This window comes from Streptomyces sp. NPDC003697 (assembly GCF_053587115.1).
On the sequence record NZ_JBSFNN010000029.1, the window covers coordinates 37,453 to 57,495 of the forward strand.

General features: G+C 70.3%; 18 protein-coding genes and 1 pseudogene. 11 read left to right on the plus strand and 8 right to left on the minus strand.

What is annotated here, in order from left to right; all coding sequences use genetic code 11:
* Positions 1-107 precede the first annotated feature (107 nt).
* On the plus strand, positions 108-1,961 hold the full coding sequence (locus ACWDNY_RS14575) for a prolyl oligopeptidase family serine peptidase (RefSeq protein ID WP_451646090.1): 1,854 nt from the start codon (positions 108-110) through the stop codon (positions 1,959-1,961).
* A gap of 428 nt (positions 1,962-2,389) precedes the next feature.
* Here ACWDNY_RS14575 and ACWDNY_RS14580 read toward each other — a convergent pair whose 3' ends face one another.
* From ACWDNY_RS14580 to ACWDNY_RS14590, 3 genes are all read right to left on the minus strand, one after another.
* Positions 2,390-4,327, minus strand: coding sequence for an NAD-binding protein (locus ACWDNY_RS14580; protein WP_451646123.1), 1,938 nt, complete (start codon positions 4,325-4,327; stop codon positions 2,390-2,392).
* Positions 4,328-4,522: 195 nt separating this feature from the next.
* A complete protein-coding gene (locus ACWDNY_RS14585) occupies positions 4,523-5,032 on the minus strand; it encodes an N-acetyltransferase family protein (RefSeq protein ID WP_451646091.1) in 510 nt (169 codons plus the stop codon).
* A gap of 24 nt (positions 5,033-5,056) precedes the next feature.
* Positions 5,057-5,428 (minus strand): ArsR/SmtB family transcription factor, encoded by a 372-nt coding sequence (locus ACWDNY_RS14590; RefSeq protein WP_451646092.1) that lies wholly within the window; start codon positions 5,426-5,428, stop codon positions 5,057-5,059.
* Positions 5,429-5,563: 135 nt separating this feature from the next.
* Here ACWDNY_RS14590 and ACWDNY_RS14595 point away from each other — a divergent pair, with 135 nt between their 5' ends.
* Positions 5,564-6,949, plus strand: a complete 1,386-nt coding sequence (locus ACWDNY_RS14595; protein ID WP_451646093.1) for an NAD(P)-binding domain-containing protein — start codon at positions 5,564-5,566, stop codon at positions 6,947-6,949.
* A gap of 42 nt (positions 6,950-6,991) precedes the next feature.
* Here the strand turns inward: ACWDNY_RS14595 and ACWDNY_RS14600 are convergent.
* Positions 6,992-7,084, minus strand: a pseudogene (locus tag ACWDNY_RS14600) (acetamidase/formamidase family protein); the annotation flags it as partial.
* 38 nt (positions 7,085-7,122) lie between these two features.
* Positions 7,123-8,724 carry a helix-turn-helix domain-containing protein gene (locus ACWDNY_RS14605; protein WP_451646094.1) on the minus strand — a complete coding sequence of 534 codons (1,602 nt, stop codon included), beginning with the start codon at positions 8,722-8,724 and terminating at the stop codon, positions 7,123-7,125.
* A gap of 174 nt (positions 8,725-8,898) precedes the next feature.
* On the opposite strand from ACWDNY_RS14605, the gene ACWDNY_RS14610 reads away from it, so the two are divergent.
* Both ACWDNY_RS14610 and ACWDNY_RS14615 read left to right on the plus strand, forming a co-directional pair.
* Complete coding sequence (locus ACWDNY_RS14610; RefSeq protein WP_451646095.1) at positions 8,899-9,087, plus strand: hypothetical protein; 189 nt, start codon at positions 8,899-8,901, stop codon at positions 9,085-9,087.
* Between the two features lie 108 nt (positions 9,088-9,195).
* Complete coding sequence (locus ACWDNY_RS14615; RefSeq protein ID WP_451646096.1) at positions 9,196-9,657, plus strand: hypothetical protein; 462 nt, start codon at positions 9,196-9,198, stop codon at positions 9,655-9,657.
* Between the two features lie 445 nt (positions 9,658-10,102).
* Here the strand turns inward: ACWDNY_RS14615 and ACWDNY_RS14620 are convergent, their stop codons facing one another.
* Positions 10,103-10,528 carry an arsenate reductase ArsC gene (locus ACWDNY_RS14620; RefSeq protein ID WP_451646097.1) on the minus strand — a complete coding sequence of 142 codons (426 nt, stop codon included), beginning with the start codon at positions 10,526-10,528 and terminating at the stop codon, positions 10,103-10,105.
* 125 nt (positions 10,529-10,653) lie between these two features.
* Between ACWDNY_RS14620 and ACWDNY_RS14625 the strand changes: the two genes are divergently transcribed.
* The 3 genes from ACWDNY_RS14625 (at position 10,654) to ACWDNY_RS14635 (ending at position 12,947) form a co-directional block, all read left to right on the plus strand.
* On the plus strand, positions 10,654-10,962 hold the full coding sequence (locus ACWDNY_RS14625; protein WP_451646098.1) for an ArsR/SmtB family transcription factor: 309 nt from the start codon (positions 10,654-10,656) through the stop codon (positions 10,960-10,962).
* Positions 10,959-12,050 (plus strand): ACR3 family arsenite efflux transporter, encoded by a 1,092-nt coding sequence (gene arsB / locus ACWDNY_RS14630; protein ID WP_451646099.1) that lies wholly within the window; start codon positions 10,959-10,961, stop codon positions 12,048-12,050. Before ACWDNY_RS14625 ends, arsB begins: the two co-directional genes overlap by 4 nt.
* A gap of 234 nt (positions 12,051-12,284) precedes the next feature.
* Positions 12,285-12,947 (plus strand): hypothetical protein, encoded by a 663-nt coding sequence (locus tag ACWDNY_RS14635; protein ID WP_451646100.1) that lies wholly within the window; start codon positions 12,285-12,287, stop codon positions 12,945-12,947.
* 1,022 nt (positions 12,948-13,969) lie between these two features.
* Here the strand turns inward: ACWDNY_RS14635 and ACWDNY_RS14640 are convergent.
* Positions 13,970-15,325 carry a UDP-glucose dehydrogenase family protein gene (locus ACWDNY_RS14640; RefSeq protein ID WP_451646101.1) on the minus strand — a complete coding sequence of 452 codons (1,356 nt, stop codon included), beginning with the start codon at positions 15,323-15,325 and terminating at the stop codon, positions 13,970-13,972.
* An 818-nt stretch (positions 15,326-16,143) separates the two neighbouring features.
* Here ACWDNY_RS14640 and ACWDNY_RS14645 point away from each other — a divergent pair.
* The 3 genes from ACWDNY_RS14645 (at position 16,144) to ACWDNY_RS14655 (ending at position 18,541) form a co-directional block, all read left to right on the plus strand.
* Positions 16,144-16,323 carry a hypothetical protein gene (locus ACWDNY_RS14645; RefSeq protein WP_451646102.1) on the plus strand — a complete coding sequence of 60 codons (180 nt, stop codon included), beginning with the start codon at positions 16,144-16,146 and terminating at the stop codon, positions 16,321-16,323.
* A complete protein-coding gene (locus ACWDNY_RS14650; protein ID WP_451646103.1) occupies positions 16,320-17,717 on the plus strand; it encodes a glycosyltransferase in 1,398 nt (465 codons plus the stop codon). Before ACWDNY_RS14645 ends, ACWDNY_RS14650 begins: the two co-directional genes overlap by 4 nt.
* A 323-nt stretch (positions 17,718-18,040) precedes the next feature.
* Entirely contained in the window at positions 18,041-18,541 is a 501-nt protein-coding gene (locus ACWDNY_RS14655; RefSeq protein WP_451646104.1) for a hypothetical protein, read from the plus strand.
* Positions 18,542-19,054: 513 nt separating this feature from the next.
* Here the strand turns inward: ACWDNY_RS14655 and ACWDNY_RS14660 are convergent.
* The gene (locus ACWDNY_RS14660; RefSeq protein ID WP_451646105.1) at positions 19,055-19,180 is read right to left on the minus strand and encodes a hypothetical protein; all 126 of its coding nucleotides are present in this window, start codon (positions 19,178-19,180) and stop codon (positions 19,055-19,057) included.
* Positions 19,181-19,336: 156 nt separating this feature from the next.
* Between ACWDNY_RS14660 and ACWDNY_RS14665 the strand changes: the two genes are divergently transcribed.
* Positions 19,337-20,038 (plus strand): DUF4190 domain-containing protein, encoded by a 702-nt coding sequence (locus ACWDNY_RS14665; protein WP_451646106.1) that lies wholly within the window; start codon positions 19,337-19,339, stop codon positions 20,036-20,038.
* The last annotated feature ends 5 nt before the right edge of the window (positions 20,039-20,043 follow it).

The window sequence follows — 20,043 nt, forward strand, 5'->3', positions numbered from 1 at the left end:
TGGTCCCGCGTGGGGAAGGTGAGGAGTGAGGAGGAGTCGGGTCGACGTTGTCCACAGGCTGTGGCCGCCGTCAGCGTGTTGTCCGGCGGTCCAGGCACTATGGGGCCATGAATGAGAGCAACGGGTCCGACTCGCGGGACCAGCGTGAACAGCGGGGCCTGCGGGCGCGGACCGAGGAGATGCCGGACTGGGAGAAGCGCTTCCGGGCACCCCGGGTGTCGCTGCCGGACTGGGCGGAGGACGCACCGGACCGTTCCCTGTTCGTGTCGAACGCCACGGGGACGTACGAGCTGTACGCCTGGGACCGGGCGACCGGTGAGCAGCGCCAGGTGACGGACCGGCCGAACGGCACGACGGACGGCGTGCTCTCGCCGGACGGCGAGTGGGTCTGGTGGTTCGACGACAAGGACGGCGACGAGTTCGGCGTCTGGCGCCGTCAGCCGTTCACCGGCGGACCCGACGAGGCGGCCGTGCCGGGCCTGGGCGCCTCGTACCCGGCGGGCCTCGCACTGGGCCGGGACGGCCGCACGGCGGTGGTGGGCCGCTCCACGGACGAGGAGGGCACCACGATCCACCTCGCCCGGGCGGGCGGGCAGCCGGTGGAGATCTACCGCCACCGCGAGTCGGCGCACGTCGGCGACCTGTCCCACGACGGTTCGCTGATCGCCGTCGAGCACACCGAGCACGGCGACGCGATGCACTCGGCGCTGCGGGTGGTGCGCCCGGACGGCTCGCCGGTCGCCGAGCTGGACGACACCAAGGGCGGCACGCGGGAGCTCGGCCTCGAGGTGCTCGGGTTCGCGCCGGTCGACGGCGACACCCGGCTGCTCATCGGCCACCAGCGGCGGGGCCGCTGGGAGCCGCTCGTGTGGGACGTCGCGACGGGCGAGGAGACGGACCTGGCGCTGGAGCTGCCCGGCGACGTGAGCGCGGAGTGGTACCCGGACGGCAGGGCGCTCCTCGTCGCGCACGGCTTCGAGGCGCGCAGCGAGCTGTTCCGCTACGACCTCGGGGCCCGTGAGCTGACCCGGATCCCCACGCCCGCCGGCACGGTCTCGGGGGCGACGCCGCGACCCGACGGCAGCGTGGAATACCTGTGGTCGTCGGCGGCCGAGCCGCCCGTCGTCCGCTCCACGGCGGGCGGGGTCGTCCTGGACCCGCCCGGCATGAAGTCCCCGGGCTCGGTGCCGGTGGAGGACGTGTGGGTGCGGGGGCCGGGCGGCCGCATCCACGCCCTGGTCCAGAAGCCCGCGGGCGCCACCGGGCCGTTCCCCGCGGTGTTCGACATCCACGGCGGTCCGACCTGGCACGACAGCGACTCCTTCGCCGCCGCGCCGGCGGCCTGGGTGGACCACGGGTACGCGGTGATCCGGGTCAACTACCGGGGTTCCACCGGCTACGGCCGGGCCTGGACCGACGCGCTCAAGCACCGCGTCGGCCTGATCGAGCTGGAGGACATCGCGGCGGTGCGGGAGTGGGCGATCGGCTCGGGCCTCGCCGACCCCGAGCGGCTCGTCCTCACCGGCGGCTCCTGGGGCGGCTACCTCACCCTGCTCGGTCTGGGCACCCAGCCGGAGGCCTGGGCGCTGGGCATCGCGGCGGTCCCGGTCGCCGACTACGTCACGGCGTACCACGACGAGATGGAGGCGCTGAAGGCCATGGACCGCACCCTGCTCGGCGGCACGCCCGAGGAGGTGCCCGAGCGGTTCGAGGCCTCCTCCCCGCTGACGTACGTCGACCAGGTCAAGGCCCCGGTCCACATCTCCGCCGGCGTCAACGACCCGCGCTGTCCGATCCGCCAGATCGAGAACTACGTCAAGCGTCTGGAGTCGCGCGGCGCCGTCCACGAGGTCTACCGCTACGACGCCGGCCACGGCTCGCTGGTGGTGGACGAGCGGATCAAGCAGGTCCGCCTGGAGCTGGAGTTCGCCCAGCGCCACCTGCCCCGGCGCACCGGCTGAGGACGGGCCCCGGCGACGGCGGCGCCGGGCCGCGGGCAGGGGCCGGACCGGAGCCCGGGCCGCCGGTGCCGTCCCCTCCGCCGACCGCGGCGCGCGGCTGCTGCGGCAGGCGTGGCCGGTGGGCGGGGCTGTGGGCGGCAGTCGGCGGGTGGTCGGTAGCCGGCACCCGGAGCCGTGGCGGGCAGTCGGCCGGTGGCGGTCCTTGGCGGGCAGCGCAGCCGCAGCAGGCAAGGCGCCGGCGGCTGAGGCGGTCCGTCCCCCCGGGCGGTGGGTCGTGGGCCGGTGGGCTGTTCCGGGGCCGGGTGGGTGGCCGGTCCGGGGCCGCGCGGGCCGTGGACCGAGGGGCCGGCGCGCCCACGCGGAGCAGGCGGCCCGCCGGCGCCGCCGGGGGGCCGTCGCGCCGGGCCGTCGCGGGGTGCCGGCCGGGGTCAGGCCCCGGCCCGTTCGCGGGACCGGCGGCCCAGCAGTTCCGCCAGGCCCCTGCGGGTCGCCGCCAGCACCACCCGGTCCTCGCCCCGCAGGACGTACGTGCCCGGGAGGTTCCACACCAGCCCCGACCCGTGTCCGGCGTCCCTGGCCGCCGCCTGCCCGGCCGGCTCCCGGCGCTCCCCGTCCGTCACGCCCGTGTCCAGGGCCAGCACGCGCCAGTAGCCGGCGCGGAAGGCCTCCGCGACCGTCCTGCCCTCCAGCTGCGGATGCCCGGCGACGCCCACGGCCGCGAACAGCAGCACCCGCCGTTCCACCGGGATCGCCCCGAGGACCTGCCGCCCGAACATCGCCCCGGCGAACGCGGGCGCGGCCAGGTGGGACACGCTGCGGCTGCGGGTCAGCGCACGCGGGTGCGCGGCGCGCAGGGTGCGGTACACCGCGGTCGCGAAGTCGTCGTCGTAGAGGCGGAGCACGGCCCGCAGGTCGGGGCGGACGGACCGCGCGTACAGCACGGCCTCCAGGTTCGTCGTGTCGGCGCTCGTCACCGCGAGCAGCGCGTGCGCGCGGTGGATCTTCGCGGCCTCCAGCACGCCCTCCTGCGTGACGTCCCCGAGCACCACCGGCACCCGCAGCCTCCGTGCCGCGGCCAGGCCCCGCGCCTCCGGATCGGACTCCACGCACACCACCGGGATGTGCAGTTCCCGCAGCCGTGTCAGCACCCGGGTGCCGATCTTGCCGAGGCCCAGCAGCACCACGTGCCCGCCGAGCCCGCGCGGCGGCTTGCGCAGCCCGGACGCGGACCGGAAGGTCCCCAGCGCCTCGAGTACGGCGGCCAGCAGCACCGGCAGCAGCAGCAACCCGACCAGTCCGGAGAGCAGTTGCAGCACCTGACGGCCCGTCGACGACCCCAGGGCCGGGTCGTCGATGGCGAACAGGTCGAGCAGCGTGAGGTAGAGCGCGCCCAGCGGATGGACGCCGGTCACGAGCCACAGCGTCACCGCGAGCGCGAACACGCAGCCCACCAGACCGGCCAGCGACCAGCGCAGCCGCCGGGAGAACAGCGACGTGAGCGGCGGCACGACACCGGAGACCCCACGACCCGCCGCCAGCGGCGGACCGGAGTACGACACCTGCTCCAGCACGACGGCGCCACGCCCGGTGGCCGCCCGTACCGCGGCCTCGTCGGGCAGCAGCCGCGGCCCCTGCTCCCCGCTGCCCTCGGAGCCGTCCGCGCCGGCCGGGTCGCTGCTGGTGGCCGACAGCAGCGCGAGTGTGCACAGCCCGGGATCGGCGACCTGCCCCGGCGCGGGCGGAGGCCGCTCCACCGCACGCAGGAGCAGCCCGTCGGTCTGCACGACCTTGCTGGTGCCCGCGACGGCGCCGGCGGCCAGCGCGGGCGCCGCCGTGTCGGCGTCGGACAGGACGGTGGTGGAGGCGTCGAACCCGGAGCCGGCCTCGGCACCGTCCCCCTCCCCGTCTCCGTCCCCGAGCGCCAATGCGGCGGCCTGGTCGAGAAGTTCCTCGATGTGCTGCCCCAGCCGCCGGTTGTACAGGCGCAGTACGAGCCGCAGCCGCGGGTTGAGCCGGCGGGCGGTGAGTGCCGCCCTGATGTTCGTCTCGTCGTCGTCGTACACGAGCGCCAGCGCGGCGGCCCGCTGCACGCCGGCGTCGGCCAGCACCGCCTCGGTCAGTTCGGCGGCCTCCACGACGCGGTCCCCGCCGGGGGCCGGGCCGCTCGCGCCGTTGGTCCCGGTCCGGCTCACGGCCGCGTTGACCACCCGGTCCAGCAACGTGGACGCCGCCCGGGTGCGGCCGACCACCGGCGGGCGGACCGTGCGTTCGCTGGGCGGCACGACCAGCGTGACCTGCTCCTCGTACACCCCGCGCAACTCGGCGGCCAGACGGTGCGCGAGGCCGTCGTCCCCGCACACCACCATGTGCGCGCCGGAGCCTCCCGGCGCACCACCCTGATACGGAACGCTCCCCACGAGGGAGAAGACTGCCCCACCGGGGCGGGCGGTTCCACCGTCGACGCACGCGGCGGCGGGCCGTGGGGCCGGAGGGGCCGGGCCGCCGCAGCGGGCCATGGGGGAGCGGACCAGCGGACCGGGTCAAGCGCCCGCGCCGGCCGCTCAGCCGATCCGAGGGCTGCGGCGCTCGACCAGGACGACGTCGCGCCAGCGACCGTGGTGGCGGCCGATGCGCTCGCGGATACCGATCACCCGGAAGCCGGCCCGCCGATGCAGGGCGAGGCTGCCGGTGTTCTCGGGGAAGATGCCGGACTGGATGGTCCAGACGCCGGCCGCTTCGGTGGAGTCGATCAGCGCCTTCAGCAGCGCCGAGGCCACCCGGCGACCGCGGGCGGCGGGGTGGACGTAGACGGAGTGCTCGACGACACCCGCGTACGCCGCCCGGTCGGAGACCCTGCTCGCGGCGATCCAGCCGAGCACCGTCCCGTCCGCGTCCAGGGCGGCGAAACGGTGCCCGGGGAGTTTCCCGGCGTCGAACGCCTCCCATGACGGCGCGCTGGTCTCGAAGGTCGCGTCGCCCTCGTCGATACCGGCCTGGTAGATGGCCAGCACCTGCGCGGCATGCTCCACCGCCAGCGGCACGATCACCGCGCTCGACCCGCCGCTCTGCACCGTCCTCTCCTCGCCCGCCACCGCTCAGACCGCCACGGGCACGGCCAGCAGCCTGCCCATCGCGGCGAGCACGGAGGGTTCGACCCGGTAGTAGACCCAGGTTCCGCGTCGCTCGGAGGTCAGCAACCCGGCCTCCCTGAGCTTCTTCAGGTGGTGGGAGACGGTCGGCTGGGAGACCCCCACGTCGGAGATGTCGCACACGCACGCCTCGCCCCCCTCGTGCGAGGCGATCGCGGAGAACAGCCGCAGCCGCACCGGATCGCCCAGTGCCTTGAACATCCGCGCGGCCGTCTCGGCCTCCTCGGCCGCCATCGGCCGCTCGGTCAGCGGCGGGCAGCAGGGCACCACGTCCCGGCCGTCGGACTCCGGCACGGGCGGCACTTCGGCATTCGACATATGTCTATGTTGACACACGTCGAACCCGTCCAGGTGTGAGTTCGACGTGTGTCTATGTTGACGTTAGTCGAATCAGACTGCCATGCTGAGATCGCCATCCATCGACAAACGTCGAAGCAAGTACAAGGAGTCGCCGTGAGCGCGTCCAACACCGAGCTGCCCGTGGTCGTGATCGGGGCAGGACCCGTCGGACTGGCTGCCGCCGCACACCTCGTCGGCAGGGGCCTTCGCCCCCTCGTCCTGGAAGCGGGCCCGGCCGCCGGCGCCGCCGTGCGCGAGTGGTCGCACGTCCGGCTGTTCTCCACCTGGGGCGAGGTCACCGACCCGGCCGCCGAGAAGCTGCTGGCCCCCACCGGCTGGACCAGGCCCGACCCGACGGCCTACCCGTCCGGCGGCGACTGGGCCGACCTCTACCTCCAGCCGCTCGCCGAGGTCCTCGGCGAGACGGTGCGTACCGGTGCGCGGGTGACCGGCGTCTCCCGCGCGGGCCGCGACCGCGTCGTCGACGCCGGCCGGGAGGACCAGCCCTTCGTGGTCCACGTCGAGTACACCGACGGCCGGGAGGAGCGGCTGTTCGCCCGCGCGGTGATCGACGCCTCCGGCACCTGGGGCACACCCGCCCCGGCGGGCGGCAGCGGTCTGCCCGCGCTCGGTGAGCGCGCCGCCGCCGAGCGGATCGGCTACCGCGTCCCCGACCTGAGGGACCCGGCCGTCCGCGCCCGGTACGCGGGCAGGCGCACGGCCGTCATCGGCTCCGGGGCGTCCGCCTTCACCGCCCTCGCACTGCTCGCCGACCTGGCCGGGGCCGGGGACGGCACGGGCACGAAGGCGGTGTGGATCGTGCGCCGGGGCCTGTCCGGCTCCACCTTCGGCGGCGGGGCCGCGGACCAGCTCCCCGCCCGCGGCGCGCTGGGACTCGCGGCGAAGGCCGCCGTCGACGCGGGCCACGCGGAGCCGGTCACCGGCTTCCGCACCGAGGCCGTCGAACCGGACGCCGACGGCCGCCTGGTCCTGGTCGCGGACGACGGCCGCCGCCTGGACCCCGTCGACGAGGTGCTCGTCCTGACCGGCTTCCGGCCGGACCTGTCCTTCCTGTCGGAGATCCGCCTCGGCCTGGACGAACGCCTTCAGGCCCCGGTCGCCCTCGCACCGCTGATCGACCCCAACCAGCACTCGTGCGGAACCGTCCCCCCGCACGGCCACCGCGAACTGGCCCACCCGGAGCGGGGCGTCCACCTGGTCGGCATGAAGTCCTACGGCCGCGCCCCGACCTTCCTCGCGATGACCGGCTATGAGCAGGTCCGCTCCGTCGTCGCGGCCCTCGCAGGCGACGTCGAGTCCGCCGACCGTGTCGAACTCACCCTCCCGGAAACGGGAGTGTGCGGCGGCGCGGGCCTCTTCGACGCCCCCGAAGGGGAGCGGACCGGCGGCGAGTGCTGCACACCGGCACCGCAACTGATCCGGCTGGGCATGAGCGCACCAGCCGAAGAGACTGCGGCGGGCGGCTGCTGCGGCTCGTGACCGGTGGTCGGGCGGGAAGCGGCAGCCCCGCCGGTGGGGCTGGGCGTTGGGGATGTCGACGATCCCGCTGATGCGTCCCTCGATGGGGGCGGACCCGAGGGGCAGGTAGGCCTGCTCGCCGGTGTAGCCGAACCTCAGGGGAGGCCGCGGCGTCGCCGGTCCTGCGGCGCACTTCAGGAGCCGGCGGTGGGCACCCACTGGCGCACACCATGGTCGTTGGTGCCGTACCAGTAGCGCGGCAGGCCCTTGATGCTGCTGGTGCGGAACGGGCGGCCGTGGTCGTCGATGCGGACGGTGCCGGTGCGGCCCTGGGAGGACCAGTCCAGTTCCAGGTACCAGGCGCAGTCGCTGGTCTCGGTCGTCGCGGTGACCAGCAGCACCTCCGGCTCCCCGGCGGAGACGCGGAAGGGGAACCGCCGGAGGGGCTTCCCGCTGTCGTCACCGCGGCGCGCACGGGCGACCGGGCGGTTGACGTCCAGGTTCACCGAGAAGTAACCGGGCGTCAGGTCACCGCCGCAGCCCTGGTCCATGGCGTACACGGTGCCGGTGACCGGGGTGCCGCGGCTGACGACACGGACCCGGAGGGCCTCCAGGACCACGGCCGTGGACGACTTCCCCTGCACCGAGATCCGCACCATCGACTCCCGGCCGTGCACCGCCCCCTGCGTCGCCGCCCACGCCCCCGCATCCTGCTGCACCGGCGGCGGGGGCACCTGGTCCGGCTCCTTGCCGATGACGTAGTCATGTCCGCAACCGCCGCGCCAGATCTGGGAATCGGCGGTCCAGGCGAGCGGTACACCGGCCGTCACGGGGGCGGCGCTCGTCGTGTCCGCCGGCGGTCCGCCGTCCGCCTCGGGAGGCCCCGCAGCATGCGCTGCCGCGGAGGGCGAAGGCGAACGGCTGGGGGAGGGGCTGGTCCTGGCGGCCGGGGGACGGTGTGCCGTGCCGGTGCCTGTCGTACGGGACTGAGCGGGGGCCCTGGCCGAGTCGTCGTGCGACCGGCCGGCCGACAGCGCCGACAGACTGCCCAGCGTCACCAGCAGCACGGTCGCCGCGGCGGCGCCGACGACGGTACGGCGACGGCGGTACCAGGGCCGTCCGGCCGAGCGGGCCGCCCCCCACCGGGCCGTCGAACCCGGACCGCCCGGACCGGAAGCGTCGGAAGCGGGGCGCCCGGCGCCGGGTGCCCGCGCGTCGAGCCGCGACGACGCACCACTCGCGCCGCCCCCGTCACCGTCACCCCCGGTGACGGGGGCGCCGCCGCCGGTGCCGCCCCCGTCATCGCCGCTGTCGTCCGCGCCACCACCGATGCCGCTCGCATCGCCACCCATGCCGTGCGCGCCGCCGCCCGGGCCCCGCGCCGTCCGGCTGGCCGGACCCGGAGCCCGGTCGCCCCCCGTCGGCTCCAGCAGCCCCTCGGCCCCTGCTCCCTGACCGGCCCTGGCCGGCTCCGTCGTCCGCTCACCAGCTCTCGGCCGCTGCCGTGCCGCCACCGCGAGCAGCCACAGGCGGTGCAGTTGGAGGCGTTCCTCCGGTGTCGCCCCGCAGAAGACGGCCAGGCGCTCCACCGGGGCGTAGTCCTGCGGGACCGCCTCGCCCGCGCAGTAGCGGTGCAGCGTGGAGGTGTTCATGTTGACGCGCCGGGCCAGCGAGCCGTAGCTCCGTCCCGCGCGGTCCTTCAGCCGGCGCAGCAGCCCCGCGAACTGCTCGACGTCGTCCCCGGTCGGCACCGTTCCCCCGTCCTGCCGCGTATCCCCGTATCCCAGGCGGCCCATGTACCTGCACGTCAGATGGGCTGGGATGGTTCCACCGTCGCCGGAGGGGCGTCCGGCGTTGCGCCGGGCCGCCATGACGGCCGATGCTCCTGGTGTCGCCCCGACGAGGGCCGGACCGACCAGCCGGCGACGGGCGACAGACCCCATCCATGCACTCATGCACGGGGAACAGCCATGCCCGATTCACGGGGGACAGCCATGCCCGAGCGCACCCGCACAGACCCGCTCCTCGCGCTCGTCGTCACCGGCCTCGCCCTCGGCGCGACGCTCACCACAGGGGCGAACGCCACGGCCAAGGTGCCCGACCGCCGTACTGCGGCCGGTCACCAGCCGCACCCGAGCCGTCCTGGACAGCTCCACTGACCGCATGACCGGGCCGCCCTCCGCCACGGGGGTGGGGAGGGCGGCCCATCGACCACCGACCGCGCCATTCGGCGTGATGCGGCACGACCCAAAAAAGGGGAACAGCACATGATGAGCAAGACCCGCACCGTCCTGGCCGCCGGCGTCCTCGCCGTCGCCCTCGGCCTCGGTGCCACCGCCCACGCCTCCGCCGGCGCCCCGCGCAGCGTCAGCGGCAAGCCGTCCGACGACATCACCCGCATCGCCGACTTCTACGGCACCTACATCGACGCGGTGATCGACGAGGACCGCGGCAACCTGGGGCAGGCCCTGCGAAACCACTACCTCACCCCGGCCCTCCAGAAGGAGCTGGCGGTCTGGGAGGACCGGGAGCACGCCGACGGCGTCCTGCGCGCCCAGAACGTCCCGCTCGCCTGGAAGGTCACCGGCAACGGCACCGTCGGCAACAACACGGAGGCCGTCGTCACCCTGACCTGGAGCGAGGGAAGCACCACCAAACTGGTCGTCGACATGGACCACGGCAGCCACCGGATCTCCCACATCGCCGACAAGGGCGCGGGCCTCAAGTAGTCACCCCCCTCGCATCCGCAGCGGGAGAATCTGGAACGGTCGCAGCCGGAGGCCCTTCGCGCAGCGGCCGTTCCAGCCGATCCGCCACCTCGGACCCGGCCCTGCCCAGCGCCCGAAAACCCCGACTCCCGCCCCCGGCCCGGCATACCCCTGCCAAGCTCGAACGCGTGACGTGCGCAGTGGCCGTGGAGGCCCCGGGGGCGGCGCGGCAAGGCGTCGCACGTACTGGGCCTTGCCACTCCGCGCCGCGGGCGAACTGCGGTCGACTCGTCGTACAGGGGACGCCGGCGCATGAGTACGCCACCATCGCCGACTGAGGCGCACCGGACCGACGGATCACCGGTGGTCCGCAGGCGTCCGCGCTCGTCCGCCGCTGTGCGTCAGCGTTGTCATGCAGTCAGACACTCACCGATGCTGCGCGCTCGTGTGCTGGTGTCAGTGAGCGTCAGTCCTGGCGCTGCTCGGCGGCGTCGATTTCGGCGATCAGGGCCTCGATGCGGATCTTGATCTCGTCGCGGATCGGGCGCACGGCCTCGACGCCCTTGCCGGCCGGGTCCTCCAGGGCCCAGTCGAGGTACTTCTTGCCGGGGAAGACGGGGCAGGCGTCACCGCAGCCCATGGTGACGACGTAGTCGGACGCCTGGACGGCCTCGGTGGTGAGGACCCTCGGTGTGGCGGCCGAGATGTCGACGCCGACTTCCTTCATGGCTTCGACCGCGGCGGGGTTGACCTGGTCGCCGGGGACGGAACCGGCGGAGCGGACCTCGATCCGGTCGCCCGCGAGGTGGGAGAGGAATCCGGCGGCCATCTGGGACCGGCCGGCGTTGTGGACGCAGACGAACAGCACGGAGGCGAGCGGGCTGGAGGACATCGGTTCTTCCTTCACGAGCGGACCGAGCGGGCCCCTTTGGGCCGTCGCCATCGGAACGTGGAGTTCGACTCCCTGGGATCAGCCCGGACTGGTATCACTCCAGGCTGATGTGACAGTATCAGCCCATGCTGACGTCAGTCGATACTGATCTGATCCGGGTGCTGGCCGACCCGCTCAGGCTCCAGATCGTCTCCTTGCTCGCCAGGGAGACGCTCTGCACCACGCACCTGATCGAGGAGACGGGGGCCAGGCAGACCAACCTCTCCAACCACCTCAAGGTGCTGCGCGAGGCCGGGGTCGTGGAGACGGAGCCGTGCGGCCGGTACACCTACTACCGGCTCAAGCCCGACGTCATCGCGTCGCTGGCCGGTCAGTTCGCCGATCTCGCCGCCACTGCCCGCGCCACCGCCGGCGACAAGAGGGCCTGCCCGTGACCCGCACCGAAGCAGCCGCGCCGCCCGAGGAATCCTCGATCGTCGCGAAGCTGTCGACCCTGGACCGCTTCCTCGCCGTCTGGATCCTGCTCGCGATGGCCCTCGGTCTCGGCTTGGGCCGTGCCATCCCGGGCCTGAACGACGCCCTGGCCCAGGTGGATGTAGGCGGCATCTCGCTGCCCATCGCCGTCGGCCTGCTGATCATGATGTACCCGGTCCTGGCCAAGGTCCGCTACGACAAGCTCGACGCCGTCACCGGCGACAAGAAGCTCATGGTGTCCTCGCTGGTCATCAACTGGCTCGTGGGACCCGCGGTGATGTTCGCGCTCGCATGGATCTTCCTGTCCGGCCTGCCCGCCTACCGCACCGGCCTGATCATCGTCGGTCTCGCCCGCTGCATCGCCATGGTCGTCATCTGGAACGACCTCGCCTGCGGCGACCGTGAAGCCGCCGCCGTACTCGTGGCCCTCAACTCGGTCCCCCAGGTCCTGGCGTTCGGCCTGCTCGGCTGGTTCTACCTCGACCTGCTGCCCGGCTGGCTCGGCCTGGGCGACGGTGAGCACCTCAACATCTCCCTGTGGAAGATCGCCCTCAATGTCGTCATCTTCCTCGGTATCCCGTTGCTCGCCGGGTTCCTCACCCGTCGTATCGGCGAGAAGAAACTCGGCCGTGCCGACTACGAGGCCAAGTTCCTGCCGAAGATCGGCCCGTGGGCGCTGTACGGGCTGCTGTTCACGATCGTCATCCTCTTCGCCCTGCAAGGAAATACGATCACCTCGCGGCCGCTGGACGTCGCCCGGATCGCGCTGCCGCTGCTGGCCTACTTCGCGGTGATGTGGTTCGGCACGTTCGCCCTCGGCAAGGCGATCGGCCTGGCCTACGACCGCACCGCGACGCTGGCTTTCACGGCGGCGGGCAACAACTTCGAGCTGGCCATCGCGGTGGCCGTCGCCACCTTCGGTGTCACCTCCGGTCAGGCGCTGTCCGGCGTGGTCGGCCCACTCATCGAGGTCCCGGTGCTGGTCGCCCTGGTCCATGTCTCGCTCGCCTGGCGGCGGAAGTTCACGGCCGCCCGACTGGGTTCGTGACGCAGCACCTCGACGTGGACGTGGTGGTGGTCGGCGGCGGCCAGGCAAGTCTCGCCGCCGGCTGCCACTTGCGCCGCCACGGCGCAGACTTCACGGCCCCGGACGCCGCTCCGGCGCCGGGCGGGCCCGACCACGTTCCCACCCAAGTACGTCACAGAGGCGTCACGCAATCACCGCATCTCCACTGGTTGATGCATCATGCATCTGCGATCCAAGCACCGTCCTGGGGGGACCATGATCAGCCGCATCACCGCCGCCGCACTCACTGTCACAGCGCTGTGCGCGCTCACTGCCTGCGAAGGCACCGACACGGGCAGCACTTCAAGCAAGCCCAGCACCATCGCGTCCAGCAAGAGCCAGTCCGATGCCCCGGGAGCGACTGGCACGACTGGCAGCGACGCCAACACCGGGAAGGCCAAGACCGCAGCCCTGCCCGACATGAGGGGCAAGGGTCTCCAGTCCGCCCAGGACCAGGCGCAGGCAGCCGGCTTCTACGCGCTTTCCTCGCACGATGCTTCCGGCCGAGGCCGCATGCAGGCCTTTGACCGCAACTGGAAGGTCTGCTCGCAGGCGCCTGAGGCGGGCGAGTACTCGACAGACACGACCGTCGATTTTGCGACGGTCAAGCTGGAGGAGACCTGCCCGGCCGAGGACCAAGGAGCCCAGCCGCAAGCAGCCGGTTCCATCATGCCTGACTTCACAGGCAAGTCTGTCAACGTCGCTCGCGAGGCTCTCGACAGCAGTACCAGCATCACCGTCAAAGACGCCTCTGGGCAGGACCGCTTCATCCTCGTCGAGTCCAACTGGCAAGTCTGCAGCCAGGAACCGGCCTCCGGGGCCAAGCTCGACGGGCAGCCGGTCACCTTCACCGCGGTCAAGTTCGGAGAAGCCTGCTGACCCAGAGCAAAGGACTGCCCACCGTGCCAGTCCGTCGCGGTGGGGCCTTCTACTTCGTCGCGCATTCGGAGGGCCGATTGCACGGCCGCCCCCGGCCTGTCTTCTTGCCCTGGGTCTTGGCGGGAATCTTGGTGCCCTGCGTCTTCGCTGTTCAGGAGCAATGGGTACGTGTGCCTGGTAGTCGACGTTGGTCATCATTGGCCACTGTCGAGCGACCTCGGACGGCCCAGGGACGGCCCAGCTTCGGCGCGCTCGGCTGACGGCGCACCCTCGATGCGCCACTGTCCACGAGGTAACGGATCGCATCGAGTACAGCATGGTGGCAGTACGCCTCCAGCCGACCGCCGCGACCGCGCATCCAGCCGGGCACCGGCAGCAACGGACGGACGGCCGCCCACTCCGCGTCCGTCATGTCCGACGGGTAGCGCGGCTGCCGCACCCCGGTGTCGGCGGCGTTTCCGAACCGGTGCGCCAGGCAGTCACACTCCCAGGTGACCGACCTGGGACTGCCCAACCGTCGGCACGGAAGACTGCTGCATCAGGGCCTCCTGCTGCTCGGTGATTCGACACCAACGAGCTGTTCAGGAGGCCCTGTCCGCATGCGCCAAGCGTCCCACGATCACCCGATCGGGACCCCCGTTCGACGCGCATCTCTCAAGATCGGAAAGACAACAACTGTTAACACAGGCGCCGCCCAGCGTGGTCATCTCGACCACCTCGTGCAGCGAGGCGAAGTCAATGCCGCGCCTGCGTAGACCACAGACATGCCCGCCGTCCTGAACCATCAGCCGCGTCGTACGGGATGGTGCGCACGCTCCTGACCCTGTCGTCGAAGTACTCGCGCCCCTATTTCGGGCTTCGACTGTGCCCAGCAGGCCACGCAGGCTGCCGCCTGGGGGCAGGAAGGCGCCAGGCGCGTCCCGACCACCGAGCCGAACGACCTGAGCCAGTGATGCCCCGCCGACCGGCCGAGACATCCAGACGCACTACAGCGTTGGCAGGCACCACTCTGAGCTGCTGGTTCAGCCGCCGCTGCAACCGGCTGGCGTGGCGTGCGGCATGACGGCGTCAGGGCTAGGCCGAGTGGTGGCGCGTCCCACGCTCATGCAGGTGTATCCGACACGTGAAAGGGCGTCGGGGTCGAGCATGTTGCGTCCGTCAAAGAGCAAGGGGTTGCGCATAGTGGGGCGTGCCTGTTCCCAGTCGACGTCGTGGAGGTGGGGCCATTCGGTGACGATGATGGCAGCGTCCGCGCCGGTGATGGCCTCGATGATGGTGGAGTGCCGTTCTGCGGTGGCCCAGGGGGCTGTGTCGGCGGTGCGTGCCATGGGGTCCCAGCAGGTGAGGGTGGCGCCTTCGGCGAGGAGGCGGGAGGCGAGGACGGTGCTGGGGGCTTCGCGCATGTCGTCGGTGCCGGGTTTGAACGTCATGCCGAGTAGGGCGATGCGCCGCTGGTTGAGGGTGCCGAGTTCGGCTTTGAGGCGATGGACGGCGCGACGGGGCTGGAGGTCGTTGACCTCGATGACGGCGTTGAGGAGTTGGAAGGAGTACCCACTGTTGCTGGCCATGGCGCGCAGGGCACGGGAGTCCTTGGGAAAGCATGATCCGCCGTAACCAAGGCCGGCGTTGAGGAAGTGGCGGCCGAGTCGGTGATCCATGCCGACGGCGTCGGCGACGTGAGTCACGTCGGCGCCCGTCGCCTCACAGACAGTGGCTATCTCGTTAATAAAGGTGATCTTCGTGGCGAGAAGGGCGTTGGCAGCCAGTTTGACCATTTCGGCCGAGGCAACGTCCATCTGCTGCACCGGGCCGTCGATGCCGGCATGCAACTCGGCGAGGAGCGCGACGGTGTTGTGATCGGCGGTGCCGATGACGATGCGGTCGGGATGCAGAAAGTCGGTGACGGCTCGGCCTTCGGCGGTGAATTCGGGGTTCGCGGCGTAGCCGACGTGTTCGAGGCCGGCCTCGTTGAGAGCAGCCCTGATGCGCGCTCCGGTACCGACCGGGACAGTGGACTTGACGACGACGGCCGTCAGTTGGGGTGCGTCCTTGAGGGCATCTATGACGGCCCAAACCCGGGCGAGGTTGGCATCTCCGGAGGCGGTAGGCGGGGTGTCAACGCAGATGTAAGCGACTTGGGCGTCGCGGACGGCTTCTGCGGCGTCCAGCGTGTAGGTCAGGCGCTCTTTGTTTTCGGCAAGGAGGTCACCCAGGCCCGGCTCGTAGAGGGGCACTTCGCCGGAGTTAAGCAGACGGATGCGTTCGTGTTGGATGTCGCGGACGGTGACCCGGTGGCCCAGGTGAGCGAAGCAGGCGGCTGTGACCAGTCCAATGTATCCAGCGCCGAAGACGGCGATGCTGCGGGTACTGCCCTGCATACGGGGCTCCGTTCGTTCATGGCGGAAGGATGTGACGTTGCGCCAGGGGGGCGAGTGATTCCACTGGCCGTAGGCGCGGTAGGGGCTGCGGGACGGTGGTCACAGGGGGATGCCGCTGCTCTGGGGAGTGCCGCTGAGCATCCAGAGGCATGCGGGTCCGCCTCCCTGCTACCAGCTAGCAAGATGAAGTTTCAACATCAACCACCCGCATGCTATACACGTTGCGCACAGGATCTTCACCATTGATGGATCGGGTTCTTGCCCTTGGAGGGGTATGTCCGGGCATGGGGGGATTGAGCTGGCTGTTGCGCCTGCTCTCGTTGACGGCTGTATCACCTACTCGATGGGCGTCCGGACGCCCATCGCGGCCATCCGCGATGATGGTCATCGACCGCACGTTCGCCCGGGGGCCGGAAGGTGAGGCGGCCTCGGCTTCTTCGCACTGGTCAGGAACCATCCGCCTGGGAGCAGGGGTGACACCAACCACACAAGGGCCCCAGCGCGGGTAGTGCACGCAGGAGATGTGACGACTCCCGTCGCTCTCCCGGCTTGGCATCCGACGGCAGTCCTCATTCGGGTCGTTATGTGGCTGCGTACATCCGTCACTGGGGGAGCCACAGCTCTCTTCCCGGCACCCAACTGACGTTCGCCATTTGCCTCAAGGCCATGCTCTCAAGGGTTCTGTCTGACCGGTGCCCTGTGGGGACGGGCCGACCAGTGCAGAGCTGACAAAGACAAGCCGGGGCCGAGAGCCGCCCCGCTCGTGAGAGCGCGGGCTATCAAATGTCGAGTACAACCAATTTCAGGAGCAAAACATCATGAACTACACAGGGGGGAGAGGCGGGAGCCTCGCCGCTACTGGAGCCGGCGCCATCACGGTGGGAGGGGTCGCCTTCCAGCAGCTGTGGCTGCTGGCCCTGGCGGTCGTGCTCGTCCTCGGCGGCGCCGTCCTCGTCCGGACGAAGTTCCGCAGGAACAAGGGGGTTTCTGAGGTATGAACGTGATCCGGGTACGCCGCACCCGGACCCGCATCTTGGCAGGGGCCGCCCTCTCGGGGGCGGTCCTCTCCATCTGGCTGGTCCGCCACATCTACTCCGGCATTCACACCTGGCAGGGCCAGGGGCAGCGCTTTGCCACCGTCTATTCCCTCGCATTCCTCATGCTCATGTGGCAGTGCGTCCTGTACTTCTCCGAGCGGCCTAGCAAGGTCTCCCCAGGGCAGCAGAAGCAGCTGGACCAGCTTAGGGTCACGGTTCCCATCCCGGTCCGCAACGAAGGCCCCAACGCCTTCCGAGAGTGCCTGGCTTCCATCCTTCGCCAGTCCCGTCTCCCGCAGTGCATCATCGTCGTCGAAAACGACAACTCCGTGGATTACTCCCAGGTCAAGGCGTGGTTCGAGGCGGAGTGCACGGCGCTGCGCATTCCCCTCATCTGGGAATCCACGCCGACACCCGGCAAGCGCCACGCCCAGGGCCTTGCCGTCACCGGTGCTCGGCGGGCAGGCGTCATCACGGACGTCTACGTGACGGTCGACTCGGATGCGAACCTGGACCAGAACGCCTTTGAGGAGATCTTGAAGCCCTTCGCGGACAAGGCCATCCAGTCCGTCGCCGGTATCGTGCTCGCCTCGAACCTGCGAGGGAACGTGAACCAGGAGGGGCAGCCGCGCAAGTGGCGGGACATGCTGGTACGCATGACGGACCTGTGGTTCGTTGTGGGTCAACTGGTGGACAGATCAGCGCAGTCCGTGCTCGGTGGTGTGCTCGTGAACTCCGGGGTCCTCGCTGCCTATCGTTCAGGTGTCCTCGACGACAACCTGGACGGATACCTCAACGAGACGTTTTGTGGCCGAAAGGTGGAGTTCTCCGATGACTCAATGCTGACGATCTACGCGCTACAGCGGGGTAAGGCGGTGCAGCAGCCCACTGCCTTCGCCACCACCTTGATGCCGGACAACTTCTCTCAGCTGTTCCGCATGTACACCCGGTGGATGCGAGGAGCCTTCATCCGCACCTTCTGGCGCTTCCGGTACCTACGGCTGAACAACTATGCCTACTGGGCGCACCTGTTGGGCTGGGTGCAGATGGTGCTGTCCACCGTGATCTTCGTAGTGCTGTTCTTGTACCTGCCGGTGGTTGAGCAGCAATGGACGTGGGATCTGCTGTGGATTCCGGTGCTCATCGGATACGGACAAGCGCTCCGTTACTTGAGCTTCAAGCGGAGCGACGACGCGTTCTGGTCACACTTCCTGACGTTCCTTGCGGCCCCGATTGCGCAGATCTTCGCGTTCACCGTGTTCCGGTTCGTGCGCTGGTACGCCATGGCCACCTGCTACAAGACTGGTTGGGGCACCCGGCAGAAGGTCGAACTGGACCTCCAGCTGATCCCTTGACAGGTGAACGCGCCAGCGGCTGACTGCCCGCAAGCTCTGTTGCGCCCCAACTCTGCTTCACTGATCGGCACCTACGCCGGTACCCGAAGCACCGTCTCTGAGCAGGGGAAAGAGCCGTCGTCGACTGTCGTCATCCGCCGTCGTCGGCCGTCCTCGGACGGCCCAGAGACGGCCCGAGTGGGGGTGTCGCGGTGCGCCTCGTGATGCGAACTACGGGCGGGACGATCACTTGACGAGAGGTAGTTGAACCGTGAAGATTCACCCGCGGCGGCGCGGCCTAGGGGAGGCCCCCAGAAGTCGTCGCACTGGGGAGGAATGAGCAAGTGAGCAAGACGGACGAGCTGCCGGTCGAGGGACTGGTGGCGGAGGTGCCGGAGATCGAGGAGAAGCGAAGCGGGGGCAGGCTGAAGTTCCTCGCAGCCGGTGCGACCGGGGTCGCTGTCCTGGCCATCGCTGCTGCGGTGACCGTGGGGATGTACGGACAGAGCCAGGTCGACGCCGCGCGCAAGGGAGAACACAAGGCGCAGGCCGAGGCGAAGGCGCTGAAGAACCAGCCGCCGAAGACGGTCACGAAGACGGTGACCAAGAAGGTGCCGACGTTCGGGAAGTCCACGCTGATGGGGATTTTCGCGTCGGGTGCGATCCAGCAGGGCACGTACGACAGTGCGGGCAACGAGGTGTTCACCCCGAACGACTCGACGTGCTCCGACTTCTACACGTCGCTGAGCAACCAGTACACCTCGATGGCGATCGACCGGGGTGAGTTCATGCAGGCGTGCCTGACGAGCGTGACGCAGACGCTGAAGAAGAACACCACTCCGTAATCGCTGCGTGCGTCGACGTTGATCATCACTGAACACCCTTCCACGCGCCGAGGAAAGCCCGGGAGTGTGTGCTCACAAGCCGGTCTACTGATCGGCCCCTCCGCTGACCAGCGGACCTGAAAGCAAGGGCCGGTGTTCCGCGGGGTCGGTGCGCAGGATGTTGGCCAGCCCTTGGCGTCAAGGTGGTCGGACTTCTTGCGGCTGAGGGCGTAGCGGTCGCGGGAAGGCCCCCGTCACGGTCCGCACGCACTTCATCTCCGGCGCCGACCTCGCGGCCGTCGTATGGGACGAGAAGCGGGTGCGCACCACTGAGGTCCTGCACCGCCTCAACAAGCGCAACCACGCCGTCCACGAGCACGGCGGCCGGCTGAAAGCGTTTTGGCGGAGTACGGAGAGGAGCCGGGCACCTCTGGAAGCGGCCTCACTGCCTCACTTGATCGCTCTTTACGCTGGTCAGCGTCAGTGAGGTGATCCAGTGGGGCAGCGAGTGGAAAGTCACTGCCCACTGGCGGGTCACTGAGCCTCGGCGAGCTCTTCCGCCCTCCGCTCCAGGGCGCGCTCGACGCTCTCCCGGCGCACCACGGGACAGCCCTCGTAGGGACCTTCGAGTGCCCCGGAAACGGCCTCTCCGATGTCCACCGCAAGCTCACTCACTCACTGGCAGGCAGCGAGGCCCGGCCTGGCAGCCTTCGGTAATTCATAACGATCAGGTGAATTACACCAGATCGAGGCAACCACACAGCAGCTCCACAAGTCACACACCCGCAAGTCACAACGCAAGTCCCAGGGGGGACCATGAGCCAGCAGTACCCGCCCCAGCCCCAGCCCCAGCAGCCCGGCTACGGCGAGCCCCAGCAGCCCGGCAGCAACGGCCTGGCCACCACCGCACTCGTCCTCGGCATCATCGCCGTCGTAGTCAGCTTCATCCCTGTCCTCAACGTTGTCGTCTGGCCGCTCGCAATCCTCGGCCTCATCTTCGGCGCCATCGGCCTCTCCAAGGCGGGCAAGGTCCGCAAGGGCAAGGGCGCCGGCATCACCGGCCTCGTCACGTCGGCCGTAGCGATCATCATGTTCTTCGCCATGAACGCCCTGTTCTTCTCCGCCGTCGACAAGGCCAGTGAGGAGCTGGGTAAGTCGTACGACTCCACCACCGTCGGCGACGGTAAGTCCAAGACCGGCGGCGCCAAGGAGTCCGAGGTCATGAAGGACTTCAAGGTCACTAAGTGCGACGTGGTCACCGGCGACTTCGACATGAAGGAGATGGCCATCCACGTCGACTACGCCAACAACGGCGACCGCCGGTACTCGTACTTGGTTGAGGGCGAGGTCCTGGCCGACGGCAAGAAGGTCAACGACTTCATGTCAACCGCCGAGAACCTCGCCCCGGGCCAGAAGTTCACCGACAAGGACGCTGGTGCGCTGGTGAACGCGGACCGGATCAAGGACGCCAAGAAGCTCGAGTGCAAGACCGTCAAAGCGTCCCGAACCGACCTCTGATCGCT